Origin of the sequence: Ekhidna sp. (genome assembly GCF_039940915.1) — a bacterium.
Taxonomy (GTDB): domain Bacteria; phylum Bacteroidota; class Bacteroidia; order Cytophagales; family Cyclobacteriaceae; genus Ekhidna.
In genome coordinates, this window is the sequence record NZ_JBDVFO010000002.1 from 322,499 (window position 1) to 346,632 (window position 24,134).

Genomic DNA, 24,134 nt, shown 5'->3' on the forward strand with positions numbered 1-24,134 from the left:
TAGTTTGTTAATGAATTACGCTGCTTGATCACCCTGTGCTTGCTGATTGGCAGCAGCTGCTTCATCTTCCTCATCTTTCTTCGCCTGCTCCTCGGGTGTCAGCGGGAGCCTGCCTTGAATCTCAGTCAGCAATGTATCAATACTAGTAAGTGTATCGAAGCTTATTTGCAGCTCGGCATTCAGCGCATCCGTTTCTTCCTCTGTTATGTCTGTTTTCAACGCTCCATTTGGATAATAACTCATGAGCTTAGCCACCATCTTAATGGCGTTTTCGTAGTAGTTGTCCAGCATCCTTCGATCTTTCACGTTCTCTATCACTGACCAATGGTCGCTGGTCAACTTGGCATACTCATCATTCAAGCTTTCTATTGCTATTTTAATCTCTGTAGCCTTTGCAAAATCAGGAGTAGACGCTTCTACTTTATCATCTCCCTCTCCATGTTCAAGAAATCCATTGATGAGCTCTTTTGTTGTCACTCCCGAGCTTGAAAGGGTGGAAAAAATGACTTTAGAATAACGTAATAAAGCGAAACGTTTCGCCCATTCCTTACGCTCTTTGGCCGCATTTTGTACAGCCTCTTCCAATACCTGTGGTGGCGGTATAGGCACGATTTTGGTTTTGATAACAGATGAGGCTGCAACTTCATACCCATATTTCGAAGAAAATGAAGCATCTACGGTATTCACTTTCACCGTCTTTGTCTTTTGCGCGGTATTGACTTTATCAGTGGTATTGCTACCTCCTGAATAGCCATACCCATGACCTCCATAACCCCACCGACCATAGCCATACCCGTAACCCCAACTTCGACCATAGCCATACCCGGAATAGTTGTTGTTTCGCTGGTGGGCATACTGAGTTTGTGTTTGCTTCTCATCGGTCTGGTTGTCGATTTCAGAACGCACAGTCTCTTGCTCTTCTTCGTACTGGCTGGTTACAGATACATTGATCTCGAGTATAGTATCCACAAACTGATAGAAGTTAGGTGTAAAACCGAGCTCAACAAGACTGATTAAGTCTGCTTCGTTGGTACCGGGAATCTTGCCAAATTCAATTTGAGCATCTCCCATTTGAACGGCCAAGTCCATACATGTTTGGTCAAGTCGTGCTTGCCCATCGGCAATACCTTTGGCCATATTGAAAATGAGCTCGTCTATACCCATGCTGGCTATTGCACCGGCAACTTTGCGAGTTTCAGTAAAACTTTCTGTTGACATATGTTCTCGTGAGTTTTAGTTATTGGTGATGAATTTCATTAAAAGTGATCGTACGATCAGCTTCATTCAATTAAGGTATTCACTCAAAATATGTACAGGAAGCTTATTTTTTGAAAGGGTGGGTTTGGTTTGTGAGTAGGTGTTTTTACTTTCTAGCTAAGAATTCAATGGCTGGTTAAGGTCTGCTGGAAAAAAAATATGGGGAAGTGATCAACACACTTCCCCATATTCGTATTCAATGCCGCTTATTCTTTCGTTTCCAGTTGTTCTCGCGGAAGCATCTCATCGCGCTGGGCTGTATTGTAAACAAATGAAGCTACGATGGTCGCTATTTGTTGTAAATCATCAATTACCAACCGCTCGTACGTATCCATGTTTGTATGATGTGTTCTGGACCAATATTCTACCGGGTCTTGAATGAATTGAAATCCAGGGATACCTATGGCATCAAAACCCAGATGGTCGGTTCCGCCAGTATTTCTCAGTGTAACCGTCGTATTGTCAATGATATCATCAAACGAGCCAAACCACTCTCTGAAGATCGGGCCAACTTCTTCATTGCCCTGCAGGTAAATTCCTCGTATCCTTCCAGTGCCATTATCTATATTGTAATAAGCTGAAACCTTCTTTTGCTCTGGCTTGAGCGCCATCGTTTCTGCATCGCCGAAATGATTTTTCACATAGTTGCGTGACCCATGTAGCCCTTGCTCTTCACCGCCCCAAAGCGCGATTCGTATTGTTCGTTTAGGTTTCAATCCTGAAGCCATCAAAATACGAACGGCCTCCATCATCACGATACATCCCGCGCCATTATCTGTTGCTCCATTTGCACCATGCCATGAATCGAGGTGCCCTCCTAACATTACCACTTCAGACTTCAACTTTCTATCTGTACCGGGGATTTCTGCCAGTACATTGTAGCCTTGAAGGTCTTCGTCATTGAATGTGGTTTTTACTTCACCCTCAACCTCTACTTCTACTCCATTTTTAGCCAACCGAGCCATCAAATTGACATGCTCAGGCGCCATCTCTATCTCACTGGCTCCCTTTGGAGTGTCTTTGAGATATCCTCGTGGACTACTTGTAAATAATGTTCCATGTTTACCATTGACTCCTTTGATGATCAAAGCAACACCTTCCTCTGTTAGAAAAGTATTCAGCGTCTGGCTAAACGCTCTGCGCTTACGAAAAGCAGCTATTTCATCAGATGTCCACGGGGTTCGTGGCGTACGCGGCTCTTCCATCTCTTGCAATGCTTCAGCAGTATGTCGGATGGCATCTGCCTTGAATGTTGGTGACTGGTCACCCCTAGGCTTAAATGCGACAATTGCGCCTTTTAATTGCCCCCTGTATTTATCAAAATCTTCTTCACTGTTGATTTCAACAAAGATCACTTTGCCAGATATAGGTCCATCGGTGCTTTCCGTCCAAGCCTTTGGTACGGCAATAAATGGCATATAATAGGGCTTTGTCATGGCGATGTAGCTTTTATTCACTTCCCAGCCACGGCCAAATTCTCCCCATGCTTCGGTTTTTGCATTTTCCAATCCCCACTCAGTCAGCTGGCTGACGGCATATTCTGCTGCCCTTTGATATCCTGCTGAGTTTGTAAGTCTTGGGCCAGCTTTGTCTACCAATTCGAAAGCTATCTGCTCTACTTGTGAATTTTCAAGGCCTTCTTTCTTGATTTTTTCAATTGCCTCCTTGTCAATTATTTCTTGCCCATGAGCAACAAAGGCGAAAAGGAGTACTGGAATGAGTAATAATCGAGATTTCATATTAGTGAGGTTTAAGTTTAACTGAACATCAAAAGGATGCATATCAAATATACAAAACCAATACCCGTGGCGATTGCACTTTTTGACAGACGGAAGCATGCTATCAAGAACAGATTCTTCATATAAGTATTTTTAAAAAAGAAATAGTAACTCAGAACCGCGAAAAAATTACTTTTGCAGTGTCAAAACCTAATCCCAATGAGACTCGGACAACTCGCCAGAAAATATGACATCTCCGTTCAGGAGATTATTTCTTATCTCGAGGAAGAGACAGGTGAACAATTTCATCCAAATGCCAAACTGTATGATGCCTTGGAATCCAAGGTCTATGATCATTTCGACTTGCAGCCTTTATCGGAAGCAGAACCCGAATCGGATGAACAGGTAGAAGTCGAAAATGTCGAACCGGAAGTTGCTATGGACTTACCAGAGCCACTGACTGAAGACGCAGCAGAGGGAGTAGTTGATGATGAGAAAGTGGTTGACATTCCTAAGGTAATTGATGTTGAGCCTCCCTTGCCGGCAACACCTGAGGAAGAAATAGCGATGGTAGAAGGTGAGTTGGCAAAACCGGAAGACCTGCATGTCCTAAAAACACCTGAAAAGAAAGAAGCTATCCCAGAGACTCCAGAAGTGACTATCGAAGAAAAAGTAGCACATGCCGAAGATGAAATCATCCAGACAGACAAGCTTTTGGAGATGCTTGAATCTGAAGATGCTCCGGCAGAGCTCGATAAAATCAAACTCATCAAGGCACCAAAACGTGAATTGTCAGGACTCAAAGTGTTGGGTAAAGTAGATCTACCTGAACCAAAGAAAAAAGAAGAAAAGGAAGAAAAAGAAAGTGATATAGTTACTGAAAAAGATCTTAGGGAATATAGAAACCCCCGAAGAAAGCGTCAGCCATTATCGGAGGAAGAAAAAGAAAAGCGGCGACTTCAGGCAAAGCGTAAAAAGGAAGAATATGAAGCGCGACAGGAAAAGCGCAGAAAAGAGCGCGAAGAACAGGCGCATAAATCACGAAGAGAGCAGCACTACAAGCAAAAACTTGAGCAAATGAAGTCGGCTGGGGTTAAGGGGAAAGCCAAACACCCAGATCCACCTGCTCCAGAGACACCGCATGACTCACGTCCAGAACCCAAGACTATGCTAGGCAAATTTTGGCGTTGGATGAATACATAAAGTCGATTTAGCATTGAAAAATTGGTGTGTAAAAACATCTATTTTATCCTTTTCCAATTGCTATCCGTCGTTTTTTCAAGGATGACTTGTTTTAGAAATTGTTACCAAAAGACTTTTTAGGTAACTTCATTTTACCATCAGCCTACAGATTATTGAGCCTAAGAGTCCTAACCACATCCATTTTATGTTGCATCGCAACTACCCTTTTTGCACAGACCAATACTGATAGCTTGTGGCGTGTTTTTGAAGATGCTAGCGATCCAATAGTTAAGGTAGATGCACTCAATAGCATCGCTTATTTGATGAGATCTACGAATCCAGACAGCACCTTGCTACTAGCAAATCAGAGTGAACGTCTCGCTAACTCAGCTGGCTATCAGCTGGGAATAGCTGATGCAAAAGTGCGCATGGCCATTGCTCAAACCAATCTCGGGAATTACTATCAATCCCTTCAACTTTACCTTGAGTCATATGCTATTTTCAAAGAATTGAATGCTAAGGATCGCATTGCCACTTTCAATAATAATGTCGGGAGGCTCTACAACTTCCTGGGAGAGAATGACAAGGCACTTGAATACTATCAAAAGGCGGCCATTCAATTTGCACAATTGGATGACCCGACAGAAGGAATCGTCCTGAACAACATTGGATACCTCTATAAGCTAAAAGGTGAATATGAAACAGCACTTGAATACCTACGTCGTTCGCGAGCCAGTGCTAATAAAGAACAAGATGCCATCAAATCATTGTTTCCTATCTACAACATTGGAAGTGTTCATATGCTCACCGGAGAGTTAGATTCTGCAAGTGTCTACCTCGATAGCGCCATGCAGCTCTCCCATCAGCTCCGCAATCATTACATTCTCAGCCTTACTAAGATCGATCAAGGCCTAATGTTTCAAAAATTAAATCAGCTCGAACAGGCACAAAAAGCGTTTGAAGAAGCGTATGAAGTGGCCTCTTTGATTGGAATGCGATCAGAAATAAAAAATGCTGCCGGCTTACTTTCTGATGCCTATGAGCAACAAAACAAGTTTGAGGAAGCTTTAACCTATCATAAAATTTACAAATCACTCAATGACTCGCTATTCAATAAAGACCTAACCAGACGCATTGCATTTCAAGAAGCCGAGTATGAATTTAATCAGCGTCAAACAGAGTTAGCCATTGAGCAGCAAAAAGAAAAGATGAATCAAGAAAGTGAATTGGCAAATGCCATTTGGATACGGAATACGTTAATTGTGGTTGTATTAGCCATGAGCATCATTTCTTACTTGCTCTTTCGCAATTTCAAACGTAAGCGCATTGCCAACGATGAACTACGCATGCTCAATTCGCAAATAGAAAAGCAAACAAAAGAACTTCAAGACGCACATCACGAAGTAATCGTGATGAATAACAACCTGGAGAAGATCGTAAATAAGCGAACTCAAGAATTAAAACTGCGCAACAAGCAACTCAAAGAATACCTTTCTTCCAACTCTCATATCGTGCGCGCTCCACTAGCCCGTATTTTGGGTCTGGTGGATTTATATGATCCAAAAGACTCCTCCAATCTGCCCTTCATCAATGAAAGTCTGCATGATTCCGCCACTGAACTAGACAATGCTCTTCGAAGCATCAACGAAAAGCTCAGTGATGAGCATGATGGGTAGGCAATCATTTCATTCATGATGACGATTCAGTAAGACGTCACTGCGAGGGAGAAACGACCGAAACAGTCTTCAAATACGAATAAATATCAAGCCAGCATGAAATCGTTTCATTTCATGTATGATGACGGTTCAAAAAAGAGAACATCATTTCGCTTAAACTCTTAAGCTACTCACCGCCCACACGAATGCTGCTCAGAGGGTGCGGATTTAGTATTTTTATTCAAGGTGATCCAATCTTCCCGCTTATTACAATCGTGACAAAGAGGAACGATACGCCAGGTATTATCACCTGTTTTGCGTTTCACGTGTGCGCCTACCTTCGCAGGATTGGTGCAGCTCTTAGTTCTGCAAGTGCCCACATCTTCTTTGGTGATCCGTTCCCAATGCTTAAGCCAAGAACTGCAACACTCGCATGCCCGAGCATTACTTCTGTGTATTACTTTTACTTCCATAGTAGTGGGGAAGATAAGGGATTGTTGAGAAACTTGGTGCGATCGTGGAAGCCTGCAAAAGAACCACCTTGCTAAGAAGATTAGGTCAAGTGACCAGCGTCACTAGTACTAATTGATCAGGTACGTGATATCGATGTTTTCTACATCCTCCGCTGAGACATTTACCAATGTTGGCAAAAGATCCAGCTGATTTGGGTCTACCCCATGAAATCCAAACCGATCAACACCTTGATCAAATTCAAAATTGTTATTTACATCATCGACTGCCACCACATAGTAGTTCCCCTCTTTCACTCTCAGAATCGTATAGTTTCCATTAGCACCCGTAACACTTCCATTAGATAGTGAGACACCATCCGTAAGGGTTGGACTGTCGAGTAATACGATTAAGGCACCTTCTACCACCTGACCATCATCTGAAACGTTTCCTGAAATATCAAGGAATAGTTCATCAATCTGGTCTTTCACATTGCAGTGAGAAAAGCTAAGCAATAGTAGAAGAGAAATGAGGGATAGTAATTTCATGGAGGCTGTTTAATAGTTTCAACTAATGGTTAGTCGGAAGTATGTGATCAAACCCCTAAAGAATTATGATAATTGAAAGAAGTCACTGCGAGAGAGTAACGACCTAAGTAGTCTCAAAGACCATAAACAACAAGCCGACATGAGATCGCTTCATTCAAAATCTACTTAAACTCGACAGAAGCAACTTCAAATTTGAAATCACCTGCACGTTTCTCATCCGTAATGAAGCCGATGCGGATGATGTCATCCTTGATTTCTTCAGTAAAAGATCTGCCTGTGAGGTTACCAAGACGATATTGCTTGAAGTCCTTAAGGGCGAACGTTTCTGTCACCCAATCGTCTGTCTTCGGTAAACTTACCTTGTAGTTTGGAATCCAAAAGCGCTGGCTTGTTTCCATGGTGAAAGCTAATCGCATCCCTTCGCTGCGATACTTGATGCTCACTTCGCTGTATTCGGTAAAATCATATTGCTCCCAGGGTCCACGGTATGAAGTGAACCCACCATTATTTTCGAGCGACACACTTCCGTAAAACACCACTCCATCATTAGTCTCCGTGAGATTGCCATTGGATCGTCCTCCCATTACTCCATCACTTAACACATACCACTTTTCTCTTCCATCATCAGAAAAGTCAATTTTCATGGGCAAGAAAGCGAGCCAGACAATAAAAAAGGATGCAAATATTTTCATGAGGATTCTTTAAAATAAAACAACAGTGCATCGCGAATGTTTTGAATCAATGGTACGACTTCTAACCTTTACTGAATCTGCTATAGTTATGATTTGCCTTTCCGTTCATTTCCTAGTTCTTCAATCACCTGCCGAGTAATTCGCTCGCTGTAGTTGTGCATCTTCCAATGACCTGGGCTCCATCCATCTAAAAAGCGATAAAAATCAGCCCATGCATACCTATACAACTCGCTCCACTCCTTCTTTACCGCTAAATAATCAACGGCAGGATCAAGCGCAATCGCCAGTTGGGCAAAGTAGTGATCTAACAGCCTCTGTTCATACGCTTCGCATGCTTCTTCAGTAAAACAACTGCTAATGAAATAGGCTACATCTTTCATCCCGCAACCCCCACCTACATACTGAAAATCAACTGCTGCAACTGCACCAGTTTCCGCAAAGCAGAAATTGGCAATTTTGGCATCTCCGTGCACAAATGTCTGGTAGGTAGCCCTATTAAGTCGGTCATTAATTCCTTCTGCTGCCTGTTTAAGTTGGGTATTGTTCATCTTATGCCACTCATCGGGGCGTGTATCCAAATGCCAGTAGGTACCTATTGGCCACAATCCATTGGGAGCTACATGCAAGAATTTGGCATGAAAATGGGCCAACCAGCTGAGGCAACTTTTGACTGCATCTAAGGTGACATTATTGTGATGCATCCGGATTAGATATCCGTTTGCGTCCAAGTCTTCCATGATCAGCAGCAGTTCATTCTCATTCTCCAATACGTGATAGCTGTGAGGCACTCTACAATGTTCAGTTGTTTGATTAGCGAACTGTTGATACCACTTTCTTTCCACTTGGTAAGATGTAAGCTTCCGCTGATGAGATATGGGAGTGTTCCATCCTCGAGGATGCTGATTTTTTTTTGGCAATTGGATGTGTTTAGCAATGATGCTTGGGTATTTCCCGCCCTTCAGGAAAACTCGTTTGATTTCTCCATATCCGCTCCATAGCGCTTGAACGGATTGTGTGCTCTCAATGGAAGAGGCTCCGGTCGTTTTAAGAATCTGATTATGCAATTCCAACATATTTTTTCAAATCTGCTCTTTTTGGCTGGACTGACAAAGCTCTAGCATCAGCGATTGTTAAATGGTTGCAAAAATGAAGGTAAATACAACAACTACTCATTTCTTATCTGATCTACCAATGTTTGATAAAGCGCTAAACTTTGAGGATTTTTCAGGAATCGCACAGCTTCTTGTAATATGAACAAGTCGTTTTGTGCATAGGTATGATTAAGTGCTAGCTGCTGACTTATTTTTTCATAAAAAAACTGGAAAGTGCGTTGAACCAACTGTTCCGCTGCGTCATCCATGGCCAATAGGCTCATCGTGCCTGCAAGTTGAATATCAGCATAGGACGGCTCCAAGTGATCATGATATAGGTGCTTGTTTACAAACAATATCAGCTTTTCCGCTTCATCCTTCTGTTCATCCTCCAAGTAATCCTGTATCAGCGAATTGAATGTAAACTTGATTGGAACGATCATCCGTGATTGATAATCTTCATGATTGAAGTAGACGTCTGTTCTTTTCAGGCTGGAATAGTCCACCTTTTTTACCAGATTTTCATAGGATTTTTCCAAATCCAATCTGACGCCATCGGACTTGCTTGACTCAGCTGTAAGCTTATACACTAATCCTTCCTGAACAAGGTAAGGTCGAAAGTTGGTTTGAAGACTGCTGAGTCCCGTGAAGTTAAAGTAGATCGGACGACTCCATTCATTGCTGCTGATTAAGTCAAGGATCGCCAACTCACTCTTTGGTAAATATGAACCGGCTATTGAGAGCTGGAGTTTTCCTTGTGATGTTGGTAATTCAATTCGTCGGGATGGCAGATAAAAGTATTCGCTTTCCCCAGTACCAGATAAGATGAGTTGAGGATTTCGTTTCTTCAATTCCTCCATGTATTTGTTCCACAAAATGGGTGCTTTCGTCTGCTCATTGATGTAAAGCGGGTTGTATGGGCCGTATCTATTTTCACTATCCTTTAGAGTCAATTTTGCAGCAGGTGAATCATAATATTCTCTGCTTAGCTGGTTGATATACCAATCAGCATTGAAATAGCTCAGCACTTTTACACGTACATCTGTCCTGAAGCCTTCCACATCCTGTAAGTACCACATTGGAAAGGTATCGTTATCTCCTCCCGTAAAAAGAATTGCATTTTTCTCACAGCTGCCTAGCACACTTCTGGCATGTTCCATTTGAAACGTTCTACCAGACCGATCGTGATCATCCAGGTTTTGATAAAGCATCCATGCAGGCACTGCAAGAGCAACAAGTCCTGAAATATAAAGCGACCACTTACGCTTAATCATGTCAAACAAGGACATCATACCTAAGCCAATCCACAGGCTAAATGCTACATATGATCCGACATATATATAATCCCTCTCCCGAGGCTCAACCGGGGTGGCGTTAAGGTATATGGCAAGTAAAAAACCTGTGATGAAAAAAAATGAAAGGTTAGTAACAAAGCCCTTTCGATCCTTCTTGAATTGAAAGAGCAATCCTAGCATTCCCAGCAACAAAGGCAACATGAAATACTGATTGGCTGCCTTGGAGTAGCTGATATGTGAGCGGTCTCCAGCGTCTTCCCATGGAGCTAACCATCCTGCGTGTTGCACATCACTGACTCGGCCAGCAAAATTCCATAGAAAGTATCGAAGGTACATTTCTCCCAATTGATAGCGAAACATGAACCTAAGATTGTCTGCGAAGCGAGGCTCTTCACCTTTGGTCAATCCAGTCCACTGATGATAAACAGCCACATGCGCAGGCTCTTTACTATACATTCTGGGAAGTATGGTCAGGTCGTTTTTCTTGTAATGATATTGTGAAATAGTCCCTACTTCTTCGTACCGTCCATCTTTCACAATGTAGCTGGTGGCTTTGGTTGAAGTGCGCTCAACTGATGAATCAAAATATGGCCCATAAAGCAATGGCCGACTTGGGTATGATTCTCTGTTCATGTAAGGTTTAATCTTGGCGAGATTATTAGGGGCAAACTCATTGATTGGCGGCAGCTTAGAGGATCTTACAAACAACATCATGTATGGAGTAAAACCCAACACCACCATGCATAATGCCATTAATGTCAGCCGAGATTTCTTCACTTTTCTCCAAACGACTGTTATCACCAGGGCTATAATGAGCAATAATGCGAACACACCTGAATACATAGGTAATGACAAGCCGTTTACTAAAAGGAGGTCTAATCGAAAAGCCCATTCAAATAAATCGACAGCTATCACTTTGCTGATGAAGAGTATGCTTCCCAGTCCTATGGCCAGAGATATGGTTATTTGCTTCCAATTCAAAGGATGATATCTAAATCGCCAGATCAAAGCACATACCGGTAAGATGAGTATACACATCGGGTGAATACAATAGGATAACCCTGTGAAATAAGCAATCTGCAATAACTTCAGCTTGCGATCATATCCCTCCAAAAAGCTGCCTCGAATGGATAGCCAAATTAGCAAGAGCATGAAAAAAACGGATGGTCCATAGGTTTCGGCTTCCACTGCTGAAAACCAAAACGAATCAGAGAAAGTAAGACACAATGCGCCACCAAAGCTTCCAATTAGCACTACCCACTTATTTTGAAAGAGTTTACGTCCAAAATGCCAGGTAAACAAGAACAAAATTCCAACAGCCAATGCAGAGAAAAACCCAGACATGAGGTTAATAAACCAGGCCACTTTGTATACATCTCCCATCGCCAGCATCGAAAAAAGCCGAGCAATCAATAATGTCAGTGGAGTGCCCGGTGTATGTGGCACTTGAAGCTTGTAGGCTGTAGCAATCGTTTCAGAACAGTCCCAAAGTGAGGCAGTTGGCTCCAATGTAAGTGCATAAGTGATAAATGCGACAAGAAAGGAACCAATGAAACCCAGAGATTGAAAAGATTTTACTTTAAAAGATTTAAGAGTACTCCGCAAAGTTTCCAATTTGGATAGTCCCACCACAGGTAACAAAATTCCGGTGATGAGGAGAATTGGAGCCACCGTAAGGGAAAGTGTGCTAAAACCATGAGGGCTGGAATCAAGTGCCATTAACAGTATGGCAACAAATTGGAAAGTTAAAGCAACGGCAAAGTATAGCCATCTACCTTTCACTTGTACGGATGGATCTAATTTCATCCGACAAGCATATGGCTGGAGTCAAAGAAGCTGAGTTAAACTGTGTAAAGAAGTGTTAAATGAAAGTTAAAAACTTCCTACTTCTTTTAAGAAACCCTCATCAGTCTTATTTTTATCCATAAAATCCCTTGAAAAAGTTAGTCATCATTGGAGGTATCGTTGCAGTGTTTTTGTTTGGTATTCTAGGATATTGGTTTTCAAAAGCTTTTGATGCCAATGCTTCTCAGTTTGATCACTCTGTATCGGTAGCGCTATTTACTGCAGCTGATACCATGAGCGAACGTGCTACCGTAGAGAAACGATCTTCCAACCTGTTCTATGTTACAACAAACAGTCCGGTATCTAATGAAGAGATTGACACCCTGATTCAAAAAGAGTTTTTGGCGCGGAATCTTGCACTGGACTATGAGCTTGGCATCTACAATGCAGATGACGATTCACTTGTTTATGGCAACTATGTGAAAAGTACCGAAATGAACACCGTATCAAATGATACCTGTGATATATCCGATGCTATTAACAAGAACTTCGCGGTGTTATTCCCCTCAAGGAAGAGCTATCTATTTGGCCAAATGGACGCATGGTTTTTTGCTGTGGTTTTTCTCATTTTCATTTCTTGGATTTACTTCTACTCCATTAGCCTCTATCAAAAGTCTACGATTGCAATCCCCGCAAAAAATACCCGAATCCAACTTGGGAATTCGTGTTTGGATTTTCATAATCAAAGCCTTGTAGTAGACAATTCCACTTTTCGTTTAACCTATAAGGAGAATCAAATTCTCAAACTGCTTTTCGAAAACCCAAATCAGGTCATCGACCGTGAGGTGTTTTTGGAAACCATATGGAAAAAGGACGGTTTCTTTGTGGCACGTAGTATGGATGTCTTTATCTCTAAGGTGAGGAAATACCTTCGTGCAGATCAGACGATACGTATTGAAAATCTTCGTTCAATCGGCTATCGACTGCATGTCGGGAGGTAGTCAATTCCTTTCTAATTGAGGGCGGTTTTTTTTGATTTTTAAAGCGTTGGGCACATAAATTATGGTTTTCACCTTAATTATTTCGAACTACACGCTTTTTCAGTCGACCAAGCCAGTCGCATCCGCATTCTTTTTGAATGTTATGAAATATCTTTAGCTATCAATTTAATAGCTTAACCATGAGACATCTTATTATTCTTATATTCTGCTCAGTGACTTTTTTCGCTTCAGCTCAGGAAGAAGACATTGTAAAAATTATCGATGACCTTACCATCAAATGGGACAAACGAGCTGATGATTTAGGGAAGTTCTCAGGTATGAAGTATTACTGTACTTCTGATAAATACCGAAATGAAACGATCCAGCTTCTAGACAAGATTCATCATTATGACACAGTCTTATACCAAATTGTAAATGTGAAATATAAAGACTCCAAAGACAAGGAAGCTAAATCCACCCTGAAGGATATTCTCACTGTTGAGACCGAATACACTACTCCCAACTTCAAAGATTTTCTACAAAAAGAATGTGATCGTTTTGCAGAAATTGGAGAAAAGTACAGCCAAGAAAGCGGGTCGAAGTACTATGACGAAGTTGAAAAATTGGAAAAGGAGCTCAATAAGTATGTTGAAAATGTAACGACGAGAATAGATCTCATAGACGAGCATGTACATCACTTAAAGCTTGATTAAATACTTGAACTCCCCTACTACATCAACCTTCACGATTGAATTATTAATTGATAATGAATGTTGTCAAAGAAGGGTATTAAAACGTTTAATACAATTTCATATCAACAAAGTTTTTTATGGAACTCAGACTAAATTATGTCATCAACTATTTACTATTTTTATTGGTCTGAAATATTAATCATAGGAGTTTGATCACTAAACGAGCAAAAATGACCTCTCACCTAAAAAGAAAAAATTCTACCAAAAAATTCATTCTCTTTAGGTAAGTAAAATCAACCAATGGAACCAATCAAAATACAACCTACCAGAAATACACCAGCAGTTCTGCTTGATCCTTCGAGGGGAGTCTTTAAAATGTATGGTAGATCAAGTCCGGAAAATTCCATTCAATTTTATGAGCCATTGCGATCAGCTCTTGCCAATCACATAACTGTTGAAAGAGTAGATGTGCGGATCAAAATGGAATACTTCAATACTAGTTCGTCCAAATGTATTTATGATCTTCTCAAAGAGTTAAAGTCTTTGGAAACAAAAGGAAAAGAAGTCATCGTACGATGGTATTACGATGAAGACGATGAAGACATGTTGGAAGCTGGGGAAGACTATAGTGATCTATTGAATCTACCTTTTAGATTCATTGAATACCATCCCGATCAGCAGAGACAAAAGAGTGCTTAGCACGTTGACTAGCTCTTATTCCTTCTATTATCTCATAGCGTAAATTGTTTATGTGGGTTATACTATACCTGATGCAAAGGTTGGTTTCCTCTATGTCAACCTCTATCACAAACAACCTCAATAGCGAGAGTTGTGTTATTTTCGTTTGAAAGAAATGAAGAAAGAGGCGCTCTGGCACATCCTATTCTGGATCATATACACAGCCATTTTCACCTTTGTTGAAGGCGGCTACTCCAACAATTTTGATATTTCATTTTATATCGAATTAGGTTTTCTTCCATTCCGTCTTTCAGTCGCATACCTTAATTACTTCTGGCTTCTCCCAAGATTTCTCCTCAATCGCAACATTGTTCAATACATATTCTATACACTTATTTGCATAGCAATTGCAGGGTTTTTGCATCGATCGTTTATGTATTTCTATCTCAATGAAATTCTTTTTCCTAATTGGAATCAGGAATCTTTCCCTATCGCATATAAGCTACTTCAATCATCGGTGATTATCACTTCACCAATGATCTTTTTAATTGGTTTGGTCGTGATAAAAAGGTGGGTCTCTTCCGAAAGAAAAGCAGAGCAATTTGAAAATGAAAAAATCAAAGCAGAGTTGGATTACCTACGTTCTCAAATCAACCCTCATTTCTTCTTCAATACATTAAACACGCTCTATGGCCTCTCTCTCAAAAAATCCGAAAAGACGCCAGAAGTTGTTATGAAACTTTCGGAACTAATGAGCTATGTGCTATATGATTCAGATAAAGATTCCGTATTGCTCACAGAAGAAATCGATCAAATGGAAAGGTACATAAGCCTTGAACAAATAAGGTATGAGAACAGGTTTCATACAGAAATAGAAGTAACTGGTGATCCTGAATTTTTCCGAATCCCACCTTTAATCTTGCTCCCTTTTCTAGAAAATAGTTTCAAGCATGGCGTAAACAAAAGCTCAAAAGATGGTTGGATCTCCATCAGGATAAATGTTTCTCAAAACACATTAATGGTCTCTATTAAAAACAAGATATTTGGTTTGGCTGATCAATCGAATACTGGCAGAAATGGATTAGGCATCTTCAATGTACAAAAAAGGCTTAGCCTCATCTATCCGCAAAAACACTCATTGCTCTGTGAAGAACAGGATGGGATGTTTGTTGTTGAACTTACTATTCAAAACGAAAAATGAAAATGACTTGTATCATTGTGGACGATGAGCCTATAGCGCAAGACATCATTGAAAGCTATCTGGAACCTTTTAATCAGATAGAAATTCTTGGCAAATGTTCAAATGCAATTGAAGCCAATAAGATCATTGTTGAGCAATCCATAGATCTCATTTTCCTGGATATTGAAATGCCTCATCTGGATGGGCTATCTTTTGTTAAAAACCTTGAAAAAAGACCTAAAATCATCATAACAACGGCGTATCGTGAATATGCTCTAGAGGGTTATGAATTAAATGTTATTGACTATCTGCTCAAACCAATCTCGCATGAACGCTTTCTAAAGGCCCTGAATCGGGTATTGGCAGCACCATCAACTGCCGCTAATTCATTACAAAGCTACATTTACCTAAAAGTGGATGCGAAGATGGTTCAGGTTTATTTAGACAAAATTCTTTACATAGAAGGACTTAGCAATTATGTGAGAGTTTATTGTGAGGATCAGACGCTCATCACTTATCAAAAACTGAGTCACCTTTCAGATGTGTTGCCAAAAAATATATTCATGCGATCACATCGGTCATATATTGTGAATATCAGTCGGATAAAATCCTATACAAGCCATGATTTAGAAATTGGAAAAATTTCAATCCCAGTTGGCGGCAGTTTCAAAGAAGATTTACTTAATGCACTTTCCAAATACGAGGCATAGCATGATTTGATCTACATTGCTCGAGGTTTCATTTAACCTTCTTTGCTACAATCACCGATCCTGGGGTTGTCACAGTAATGGATTTGATGCTATCATTGTCCTTCTGAAATGTAACTTGTACTGACGGAGTTCCTGCATAGGTAAATTCATCATCTCCCACTTTGTTGAGTGCACCACCAAATTCACCGATAACTCCCAATGACAACATTTTTCGCATATTTAGCTGAATACTGAAACCATCCGTTTTCCCATCTCCGTATCTATAATCTCCGAGGTATTGGTTTTTTTCTGCTTCGGATACATCTTGGTATTGCGGACCTTCTGCATCTCCTAAATCTTCTAAGTAACCAATTAATTTCTTGGAATTTTCTACTTCTTTAAGACTCATCTTATCTTCCATCCGAAGGCCTGCCCGAGCATGATTCAACAGGCTAATGCCATGAGGTCCTAATGTTCTCTGAATGCCTTGAAACAGCTCCACCATCCCTTTTACTATTTCATAAGATCCTAGGGTGGCGAAAGTAAAAATGTCCGGGTTTGCACCCTGATTTATTAAGAATTGAATGATGTCTCGTCTTCCAACATGTGATGCGGCTCCAATAGCTGATTCAAAATCCCCAAACTTCCATTCCCAGGTTGCACGAGCAAGCTCTGGTCGCTCCTTAACTAACTGTCGCACTCTTGAAAGATCAAAGTGAGATTTACCAACCATTTCCGACACCAGCTCAGGATCTAAAGAAGGATAGGCTGGATAAGGTTTTTGAGTGGCTTGCCACAAAGAGTTGGTTAAAGCAGATGGTGAGGCAACGCTAACAAAAGGAAGTGAAAGTCCTGCAATACCTGCTGCTGTACACTGTATAGCTTTTCTGCGAGAGACTAAATTTTGCATCTTCATTGCCGCTTTTTTTGGTAAAATACTTTTTCATCATTTTGAAGCATAGCCATACTATTCTTTCTCTAGTTTGAGCTTTAATATCGTAGGCTCGCTCAATTCATGCATTGGAGGGAGAGATCCATCTTCATTTACCTTTTCAAATTGTGCATTCGCTACATAATAAAACTCATTGTCGATCAGGACTCCAGTAGTGGGGTGATCCATTGCTGGATGGTTAATGTCCAGCTCCTTTTCCTGCATGATGGCATCAGCGGGTCGGCTCAACTGATATTGAGTGATTCGCTTCAAATCAGATTGAACCCCTATCAGTGTATTTTTATAAAAATATAAGCCATCAATGCTTTCACGGTGGGTGATATTCACATCATTCACAATATCCAGACTAACCGTTTTTCCAGTTTGCAATGCAACTCGTGCAATACCTTCCGAATGAGCCACGAATAAGAATTGATTGTCATCTGAGATATCCATGCCATTTGGATATTTCAAGATATCACTCTCAACAAAAACCTCGAGTTCGTCCTTTTCGCGTTCAATCTTATAAATGGAATGATCAGAAAACATATGAGTAGCATATACATTTCCATTGGAATCGATGACGAGATCATTGAAAAAATGCACTTCACCCTCCGTTTCAAGCGTGTATTTCTTTTTCAGTTTACCTGTAGCAAGATCAACTTTGAAGATACCTGCAGGACGGCCTTCTGTTTCATCTTTCTTTAAATAGCCGATGAGATTCCCTCCGCCTGAACTGCAGAACCATAATTCGTTTCTTTCAGAATCTACCTTTATTCCTATGATCATCCATTGACCAAATGCCCCACTCTCAATGAACGTAGATTGTTTGCCTTCTTTATCAATCTTTACAATGGTACCTTTTCTAGTGCTACCGACATAGAAAGTTTTTGTTTGATCATCATAACCTACACTTTCTGGTAAAAGGTCTCTTTCGGATATTGTAAAGGCAACACTGCTATTCGCAATTGATTGACTAAGCAGTGACGTGTTTATAAAATAGAGTAGTACGATTAACAGTTTGTAGATTGGGGCTTTGCGCATATGAATTCTTTTTACAGAATACTACGAGAAAAAAAGATTTACTTCAGTCGTATTATGCGGAGCCTTTGGTTTTCTATTCCAGCATGTGAAAACCTTATGTGAAGCTTTTAAGCAATTATTTTGCTAATAAATGATGGTGAGGTGCAATCTACCAACCGACCAGTATTGCTATGAAGAAACGCCTTCGCTCTCCAATTGATACTTAGCGAGTTTAGCCATCTCCTTTTCAACCCTGCTAATGAAGTCAGGTATGTCTTCCCAAAAATTTTCAGACCGATAATCAGGCATTTGCAATGCAAGGGGTTGTAGGTCTAGGTTCGCCAAATTGGATTTCATCTTATGTAGGTGGTCGTAGGCTTTTTCTCTATTCCTATTTGCTTCCTCCTCGGACCGTACTCCGTCAATACCTTCATTGATAGACTTCATTGCCATGTCTGCAATCATTCTTACCTTCTCTTCATCTCCACCCAGCAATTCACTTAGAAAGGCGAAGGGTTTATCAATTCGATCAGAAGGAATCTGTGATTCCTTCTGATCGGAGGTCATTCTGATAGATTTTTTACCCAGTCTGCTTACTTTTTCAAAAAGATCGTCCGGATCAAATGGCTTTGAAACTATCTCGTCCATTCCGCTTTCTTCCATCTTAGATCTCGATTCCAAGAGCGTACTAGCGGTCAATGCGATTATTGGAAGCCGCCTAAAGTAGACATCTTCCATTGATCTGATTCGCCTGGTTGCCTCATAGCCATCCATTACTGGCATTCTCACATCAATGATCATGAGATCGTAGGCTTTACTTACTACTTTTTCGAGCGCTTCTTCACCGTCATTTGCTACATCTACTCTAATCCCCCATCGGTTCAAGAAGCCTTTGGCAATCTCTTGATTTGCTTTATTATCCTCAACAAGTAAAATCTTTAAATCTAGTTGTGCATTTCTAGCTTTTACTTTCTTCTTTCTAGACGTTTTTGTTGATGAAATGCCTAGTGGTACAGAGAAGTAGAAACTAGTTCCCTCATTTTCCCTCGAAGAAACTTCAAGTTTGCCACCCATTAAATCAACTAAATGTTTTGAAATGGAAAGCCCGAGGCCTGTGCCGCCAGCCTTAGACGTACGTGAACTATTGACTTGCTTGAACGTCTCAAAGATCGTCTCTTGCTTATCTTCAGGAATACCTATGCCCGTATCCTTAATCACAAATTGCACAATTTCTTCTCCCCCAGGAATTACTTTTAGTTCTACTTCTCCCTCTTCTGTAAACTTTAAGGCGTTGCTAATGAGGTTGTTTAAAACTTGTGTTAATCGAACTTCATCACAGAGGAAATGATCTGGAAGACTATTGGAATAGTGGTAGGATAGCTGGACATCCCCCTGCTTGGGAACAGACTTCCAGGTCTCAATGATGTTTTCACCCAACTCATGAAGGTTTATGTCTTCGGTAACTATTTCTAAATTCCCCGATTCAATTTTTTGAAAATCAAGAATGTCGTTTATCAGAGTCAGAAGGTTATTGCTTCCAAACTTGAGCATTCTCAACCGATTGCTTCCCTCAAGTTCGGGATGCTCCATCTCTAGGAGGTTGGTTGTGCCAATTATAGCATTCAGAGGAGTCCTGATTTCATGACTCATGGTAGACAGAAATTGTTCCTTGATGCTGCTTGCTTTCTCGGCTTCTTCCTTGGCTTCTCTCAGCTCTACTTCCTGTCTTTTTATTTCTGTCAGATCATTCGCGAAAATGATGATCCCCCCTACTTTATCTTTTCCAGTATACCATGGGTGGATTTCACCTTGCATCCATTGGGTGGTTCCATCCGCTCGCGTATTCAATTCAATTCCAGACTTCACTATGTCTCCATCCAATGCTTTCTGATACATCTCCTTCACCTCAATAGAAATGTCAGGAAATACTTTATAATGAGATTTTCCGATGATGTCTCCTACAATGTTTTGCTCCTTATACCAGCGTTTACTCGCCGAGATATAATTCATATGCTTATCTAGCATGACAATAGCCGCAGGAGCGCTTGAAATAAAGGTCTTGAGTAGATCTTGTTCTTCTTGGATCTTGCTACTATTTTCTCTGATATCCATAAGTCCCCCAACCCATTTGGCTACCAATGAGATAAAATCAATTTCATAATCTGTAAAAGGTTCTTTTCTAGCTTTTACACTTGTAAAATTCACCGTTCCAGAAACCTTGCCATTTACCCGGTAAGCCGCTCCTACGTATGATTCAAGTTTGAAATTTTCAAAACACGGATGATTTTTATGCTCAGATTTTTTCATATTGTCTATCCCAATTACTCTTCCTTTTTGAGCAATGGTGATATCACAATACGTATTACCTAACTTAAATTTTTGATTGATTTCAAGACCAGATTCCTGTGGGTAGAAGGCTTCAATACGATATTCATCCATCCATATCGAACTTATAATGCCAGCTTCTAATCCTAGGAATTCCGAACACAACTTCAGTCCTCTTTCCAGACGTTCATGGATAGAAAGTTCAGAAGGAGCATGCAGATCGTTCAGCAACATAAGCCCGTCTTTGTACTTCTCTTCTTTCGTTACTGCCGACTTCAGTTCTGTGATGTCTTTAGCCACGTTATAGATGTGATCGATCTCACCTTCATCACTAATACTAAAATCTGTGCTTTGACCAACCCATTTTTTCTCTCCATTCGCTGTTAAGAAAGGAATCTCAATGTAGATTTCTTTAGCTCTGTTTTTGACCACTTCATCATAGAACTCAACAATTTCCTTTCTATGTTCAGGGACTATGTATTCAAACCATTTTTTCCTTTTTATCTCAGCAAGATTGTATCCAATGCATTTTTCAAAAGCAGGGTTGATGTAAACAAATTCGCCTACCCTATTCAGTTCATAAATGATATCGTGTGTTCCTCTTACAAGATTTTCATATTTCTCCTTTGACTCAATTATCGCAGTAAAATGTGTTCTTTGCCGATTTACTCGAACTCGGACCAGCTGGATGGTGAAAATTAGAACCAATGAAGCCGCCAAAACAACCGTTATGCCCATCATCCAATACTGCGAAGCGATAGTGGATGTCAGCCTGTTGTTCATTTCCATCGATAACTTTTGATAGCTATCACTAAGCTGATTCATTGCTGGAAGGAACGTTTCTTCATGTTTTAAGATATTGGCTCGAAAAGCCTCCATATTGGCTGCTTCTTGAATACCATAGCTATTGCGTATGAATGCTGAAATAGCAGGTGTAACTTCTTTGTAAAGTTGCTCTGCCTCAGAAATATCAATAGCATACGTTGCCAGCTGGCGATTTGAAACTTCAATTTGCTGATGATTTCTATTGAAGAGTGCCAGTGCCGAATCAAGGTGACTAATGGCCACTTCTGGCTTTTTGGTATCTGTCTCCAGGATTAAGGCATACTTCGTGAGGTATTGGCTAAGTGTACGTTGCTTCCCGCATAGACTGATGGTTTCATCCAGTTCTGCGCTTACTTCTGCTAGATTTTGTATTTGACGGTTTGATGTGAAAGCGATCACCAATACCACCGATACTCCCAAAGCGAATGCCAGGAGTATACGGATCATAAGTTTCTTTATGCTCAACTCTGAAGAACTAGTGGTGTCTCTCCTCATCAAGTAGGTGTGACCTTAATAGTAGTTTTAGTGATGTATTTGTTTGCAAAGTACGCATCAAAAGCTATGCATTCCTACCTCATTCGATGGAACAAATTGCTTACACGACGTAGCAATGTCATAGAGAGACTAGAAAGGAGTTTAAGTAGCAAAACAGCACCAAAATCATCGATACTCTTCATTCTGCCAAAGAATATGTCTATCTTCGCGGCTCTCAAATTCATTCATTATGATTTCAACAGAAAATATCTCTCTCCAATACGGCAAACGCGTCCTTTTTGATGAAGTGAATATCAATTTTACTTCAGGTAATTGCTATGGAATCATTGGAGCAAATGGAGCGGGAAAATCCACTTTCCTGAAAATATTATCAGGCGAAATAGCTGCCAATTCCGGACTGGTTAAAACTGAACCAGGCAAACGAATGGCCGTGCTGAAACAAAATCATCATGAATATGATGAAGTGCAAGTTCTTGACACGGTGATGATAGGTCATAAGGAACTTTGGGACATCATGAAAGAAAAGGATGCCATCTATGCTAAGCCAGACTTTTCAGAAGCTGATGGCAATAGAGCCTCTGAATTGGAAGCCAAGTTTGCTGATATGGACGGTTGGAATGCTGAATCTGATGCTGCCGCACTACTCAGTGGTTTGGGTATCATTGAAGCAGACCACTACAAGACCGTAAAAGAACTCAACGGCACAGAAAAAGTACGTGTGCTGCTAGCTCAAGCCTTGTTTGGAAACCCTGACATTCTCATTCTCGATGAGCCAACAAATGACCTGGACATTCAAACAATTTCATGGCTTGAAGATTATTTGCTAGAATTTAACAATACGCTCATTGTTGTATCTCACGATAGGCACTTCCTGGATACCGTGTGTACACACATCGCAGATATTGACTTTGGCCAAATCAAGCTTTTCACCGGAAACTATACTTTTTGGTATGAGTCTAGCCAGCTGGCATTGAGTCAAAGATCCTCAGCAAATAAAAAGGCGGAGGAAAAGAAAAAAGAGTTGCAAGAATTTATTGCCCGATTCAGTGCCAACGCCTCCAAATCTAAGCAGGCTACTAGTCGAAAAAAGCTTCTGGACAAGATCAATGTGGATGAAATTCAGCCATCCAACAGGAAGTATCCAGCCATTATTTTTAATCAAAATAGGATAGCCGGGGATCAAATTCTAGAAACCAAAGGACTAAGCAAGGAGGTAAACGGCGAATATTTATTCAAAGATCTAGACTTGTTTGTAAACAGGGGAGACAAGATATCCGTGGTAAGCGATGACAGCCTGGCTGTTACCTCTTTTTTCAAAATTTTAATGGAAGAGGAACAACCTTCTTCAGGGACATTCAAGTTTGGCCAGACAATCACACATGCTTACCTGCCCAATGAGAACTCGGATTACTTCAAATCTGACGATAACTTGATTGACTGGTTGCGACAATACACGGAAGATGAAGAAGACAAGGATGAGGTTTATATTCGAGGTTTTTTAGGTAAGATGCTTTTCTCAGGTCAGGAAACGCTTAAGAAGTGTACAGTACTCTCCGGGGGTGAAAAAGTTCGTTGCATGCTTTCAAGAATGATGCTGCAGGGAGCTAACCTGCTCATTCTGGATGAACCAACAAATCACCTTGATTTGGAATCAATTACTGCACTGAATAATTCGCTCAAGGAATTTCCAGGCACGATTCTTTTTACTTCTCATGATCATACGTTTACGCAGACTGTAGCAAATCGCATCTTAGAATTAAGACCTGACGGTTATACTGACACGCTCAGTACCTATGATGAATTTCTTGAAAAGAAACGGATGGTTGCTGCGAATGCTTAAGCTTTGAAGCCAATGACCATGATATCGTCATTTTGACGATTTGCGCCCGTCCAGGTGGCCAGGTGCTGCTGGCTGATTGTCTTTTGGTCTTGAAAAGATGCTTCCCTGTTTTCATAAAGGAAATCACCCAACTGTTTGATTGATAACTTCTTGAATTCAGGGCCTCCAATGAGATTAAATACCCCCGAACTGCACAAATAGAAATTGGAATCTTTCGAATTTTTCAAAGAATTGGAGTTGTAGCTATATCTTTTGTCGGTACTCTCTCCCACCTGATGTTTTTCACCTTCCACTATAGTAATTCCTTCTTTAGTTACTTGAACCAAATCCATATTAGCACCAGCAAACTCCATCTCTTTGGTGACAATATTAAGCTTCACAATACCAACATTGGCATTCGTATTCAACAGAATGTTGTTTTTATCCTTAAAACGTGCCTGTACTTCTCTATGTAAAAACTGCAAAATTGAACCGGGAAAATCAATGGAATAGCCTTCGACCATTTTCTTAAGGGCATTCATATAGATGCGTATCATCATTGAAGCCAAATGCCCTTCTCCTATACAGGTAAAAAGCGCTAGATAAACATCATCGCCATGACTATGTAACCAAAAACCATCTCCTCCTACACTTCCTTTCGGTTTGTTGATCACAAAGGCGTCAGAGAAAAAATCCATGAGTCTGTTTTCTTGTGGAAGAACAGAGAAATAATTACGACGGGTACTGTCTTCAATTTTATCAAAATTGATGATCCAGTTTGTTTCGCTCATTTTCTGCTGTTTACCCCGATCGCTCATGAAACG

At 40.6% G+C, this 24,134-nt stretch carries 19 protein-coding genes; 9 read left to right on the forward strand and 10 right to left on the reverse strand.

The genetic code is table 11. The annotated features are described in order from the left end of the window. Positions 1–15: 15 nt before the first annotated feature. Both ABJF57_RS06685 and ABJF57_RS06690 read right to left on the reverse strand, forming a co-directional pair. Complete coding sequence (locus ABJF57_RS06685; RefSeq protein WP_462233604.1) at positions 16–1,218, reverse strand: hypothetical protein; 1,203 nt, start codon at positions 1,216–1,218, stop codon at positions 16–18. A gap of 245 nt (positions 1,219–1,463) precedes the next feature. Next, entirely contained in the window at positions 1,464–2,996 is a 1,533-nt protein-coding gene (locus ABJF57_RS06690; RefSeq protein WP_462233606.1) for a M20/M25/M40 family metallo-hydrolase, read from the reverse strand. 198 nt (positions 2,997–3,194) lie between these two features. On the opposite strand from ABJF57_RS06690, the gene ABJF57_RS06695 reads away from it, so the two are divergent. From ABJF57_RS06695 to ABJF57_RS06705, 3 genes are all read left to right on the forward strand, one after another. After that, positions 3,195–4,178 (forward strand): hypothetical protein, encoded by a 984-nt coding sequence (locus ABJF57_RS06695; RefSeq protein WP_462233608.1) that lies wholly within the window; start codon positions 3,195–3,197, stop codon positions 4,176–4,178. 152 nt (positions 4,179–4,330) lie between these two features. Beyond that, positions 4,331–5,833 carry a tetratricopeptide repeat protein gene (locus tag ABJF57_RS06700; RefSeq protein WP_462233610.1) on the forward strand — a complete coding sequence of 501 codons (1,503 nt, stop codon included), beginning with the start codon at positions 4,331–4,333 and terminating at the stop codon, positions 5,831–5,833. A 254-nt stretch (positions 5,834–6,087) separates the two neighbouring features. After that, positions 6,088–6,360, forward strand: a complete 273-nt coding sequence (locus ABJF57_RS06705; RefSeq protein ID WP_462233612.1) for a hypothetical protein — start codon at positions 6,088–6,090, stop codon at positions 6,358–6,360. A 33-nt stretch (positions 6,361–6,393) separates the two neighbouring features. Here ABJF57_RS06705 and ABJF57_RS06710 read toward each other — a convergent pair whose 3' ends face one another. The 4 genes from ABJF57_RS06710 to ABJF57_RS06725 form a co-directional block, all read right to left on the reverse strand. Next, complete coding sequence (locus ABJF57_RS06710; protein WP_462233613.1) at positions 6,394–6,810, reverse strand: carboxypeptidase-like regulatory domain-containing protein; 417 nt, start codon at positions 6,808–6,810, stop codon at positions 6,394–6,396. A 161-nt stretch (positions 6,811–6,971) separates the two neighbouring features. After that, positions 6,972–7,502, reverse strand: coding sequence for a CIA30 family protein (locus ABJF57_RS06715; RefSeq protein WP_462233615.1), 531 nt, complete (start codon positions 7,500–7,502; stop codon positions 6,972–6,974). Positions 7,503–7,588: 86 nt separating this feature from the next. Further along, entirely contained in the window at positions 7,589–8,575 is a 987-nt protein-coding gene (locus ABJF57_RS06720) for a phosphotransferase (protein ID WP_462233616.1), read from the reverse strand. Between the two features lie 92 nt (positions 8,576–8,667). Then, the gene (locus ABJF57_RS06725; protein ID WP_462233617.1) at positions 8,668–11,694 is read right to left on the reverse strand and encodes a glycosyltransferase family 117 protein; all 3,027 of its coding nucleotides are present in this window, start codon (positions 11,692–11,694) and stop codon (positions 8,668–8,670) included. Positions 11,695–11,822: 128 nt separating this feature from the next. On the opposite strand from ABJF57_RS06725, the gene ABJF57_RS06730 reads away from it, so the two are divergent. The 5 genes from ABJF57_RS06730 to ABJF57_RS06750 all read left to right on the forward strand — a co-directional run bounded on the left by ABJF57_RS06730 (position 11,823) and on the right by ABJF57_RS06750 (position 15,913). Then, the gene (locus ABJF57_RS06730) at positions 11,823–12,674 is read left to right on the forward strand and encodes a winged helix-turn-helix domain-containing protein (protein WP_462233618.1); all 852 of its coding nucleotides are present in this window, start codon (positions 11,823–11,825) and stop codon (positions 12,672–12,674) included. Positions 12,675–12,853: 179 nt separating this feature from the next. Continuing rightward, a complete protein-coding gene (locus ABJF57_RS06735; protein ID WP_462233620.1) occupies positions 12,854–13,366 on the forward strand; it encodes a hypothetical protein in 513 nt (170 codons plus the stop codon). Between the two features lie 279 nt (positions 13,367–13,645). Next, entirely contained in the window at positions 13,646–14,044 is a 399-nt protein-coding gene (locus tag ABJF57_RS06740; protein ID WP_462233621.1) for a DUF1987 domain-containing protein, read from the forward strand. A gap of 154 nt (positions 14,045–14,198) precedes the next feature. Continuing rightward, positions 14,199–15,224, forward strand: a complete 1,026-nt coding sequence (locus ABJF57_RS06745) for a sensor histidine kinase (RefSeq protein ID WP_462233622.1) — start codon at positions 14,199–14,201, stop codon at positions 15,222–15,224. A gap of 2 nt (positions 15,225–15,226) precedes the next feature. Continuing rightward, positions 15,227–15,913: a LytR/AlgR family response regulator transcription factor gene (locus ABJF57_RS06750; RefSeq protein WP_462233623.1), complete on the forward strand. Its 687-nt coding sequence runs from the start codon at positions 15,227–15,229 to the stop codon at positions 15,911–15,913. 28 nt (positions 15,914–15,941) lie between these two features. Here the strand turns inward: ABJF57_RS06750 and ABJF57_RS06755 are convergent, their stop codons facing one another. The 3 genes from ABJF57_RS06755 to ABJF57_RS06765 all read right to left on the reverse strand — a co-directional run bounded on the left by ABJF57_RS06755 (position 15,942) and on the right by ABJF57_RS06765 (position 21,443). Further along, positions 15,942–16,808: a hypothetical protein gene (locus ABJF57_RS06755; protein WP_462236305.1), complete on the reverse strand. Its 867-nt coding sequence runs from the start codon at positions 16,806–16,808 to the stop codon at positions 15,942–15,944. Between the two features lie 51 nt (positions 16,809–16,859). After that, positions 16,860–17,867, reverse strand: coding sequence for an SMP-30/gluconolactonase/LRE family protein (locus ABJF57_RS06760; RefSeq protein ID WP_462233626.1), 1,008 nt, complete (start codon positions 17,865–17,867; stop codon positions 16,860–16,862). Positions 17,868–18,035: 168 nt separating this feature from the next. Continuing rightward, the gene (locus ABJF57_RS06765; protein WP_462233628.1) at positions 18,036–21,443 is read right to left on the reverse strand and encodes an ATP-binding protein; all 3,408 of its coding nucleotides are present in this window, start codon (positions 21,441–21,443) and stop codon (positions 18,036–18,038) included. Positions 21,444–21,720: 277 nt separating this feature from the next. Between ABJF57_RS06765 and ABJF57_RS06770 the strand changes: the two genes are divergently transcribed. Beyond that, positions 21,721–23,331, forward strand: a complete 1,611-nt coding sequence (locus ABJF57_RS06770) for an ABC-F family ATP-binding cassette domain-containing protein (RefSeq protein ID WP_462233630.1) — start codon at positions 21,721–21,723, stop codon at positions 23,329–23,331. Here the strand turns inward: ABJF57_RS06770 and ABJF57_RS06775 are convergent. Then, entirely contained in the window at positions 23,328–24,101 is a 774-nt protein-coding gene (locus tag ABJF57_RS06775) for a hypothetical protein (protein WP_462233632.1), read from the reverse strand. The genes ABJF57_RS06770 and ABJF57_RS06775 overlap by 4 nt on opposite strands. Positions 24,102–24,134: the final 33 nt, after the last annotated feature.

Bases quoted from the DNA above. Each gene is read 5' to 3' on its own strand.
- ABJF57_RS06685 (WP_462233604.1), bottom strand. From the start codon at position 1,218: ATGTCAACAGAAAGTTTTACTGAAACTCGCAAAGTTGCCGGTGCAATA.
- ABJF57_RS06690 (WP_462233606.1), bottom strand. From the start codon at position 2,996: ATGAAATCTCGATTATTACTCATTCCAGTACTCCTTTTCGCCTTTGTT.
- ABJF57_RS06695 (WP_462233608.1), top strand. From the start codon at position 3,195: ATGAGACTCGGACAACTCGCCAGAAAATATGACATCTCCGTTCAGGAG.
- ABJF57_RS06710 (WP_462233613.1), bottom strand. From the start codon at position 6,810: ATGAAATTACTATCCCTCATTTCTCTTCTACTATTGCTTAGCTTTTCT.
- ABJF57_RS06715 (WP_462233615.1), bottom strand. From the start codon at position 7,502: ATGAAAATATTTGCATCCTTTTTTATTGTCTGGCTCGCTTTCTTGCCC.
- ABJF57_RS06720 (WP_462233616.1), bottom strand. From the start codon at position 8,575: ATGTTGGAATTGCATAATCAGATTCTTAAAACGACCGGAGCCTCTTCC.
- ABJF57_RS06725 (WP_462233617.1), bottom strand. From the start codon at position 11,694: ATGAAATTAGATCCATCCGTACAAGTGAAAGGTAGATGGCTATACTTT.
- ABJF57_RS06735 (WP_462233620.1), top strand. From the start codon at position 12,854: ATGAGACATCTTATTATTCTTATATTCTGCTCAGTGACTTTTTTCGCT.
- ABJF57_RS06740 (WP_462233621.1), top strand. From the start codon at position 13,646: ATGGAACCAATCAAAATACAACCTACCAGAAATACACCAGCAGTTCTG.
- ABJF57_RS06745 (WP_462233622.1), top strand. From the start codon at position 14,199: ATGAAGAAAGAGGCGCTCTGGCACATCCTATTCTGGATCATATACACA.
- ABJF57_RS06750 (WP_462233623.1), top strand. From the start codon at position 15,227: ATGACTTGTATCATTGTGGACGATGAGCCTATAGCGCAAGACATCATT.
- ABJF57_RS06755 (WP_462236305.1), bottom strand. From the start codon at position 16,808: ATGAAGATGCAAAATTTAGTCTCTCGCAGAAAAGCTATACAGTGTACA.
- ABJF57_RS06760 (WP_462233626.1), bottom strand. From the start codon at position 17,867: ATGCGCAAAGCCCCAATCTACAAACTGTTAATCGTACTACTCTATTTT.
- ABJF57_RS06765 (WP_462233628.1), bottom strand. From the start codon at position 21,443: ATGATCCGTATACTCCTGGCATTCGCTTTGGGAGTATCGGTGGTATTG.
- ABJF57_RS06770 (WP_462233630.1), top strand. From the start codon at position 21,721: ATGATTTCAACAGAAAATATCTCTCTCCAATACGGCAAACGCGTCCTT.
- ABJF57_RS06775 (WP_462233632.1), bottom strand. From the start codon at position 24,101: ATGAGCGAAACAAACTGGATCATCAATTTTGATAAAATTGAAGACAGT.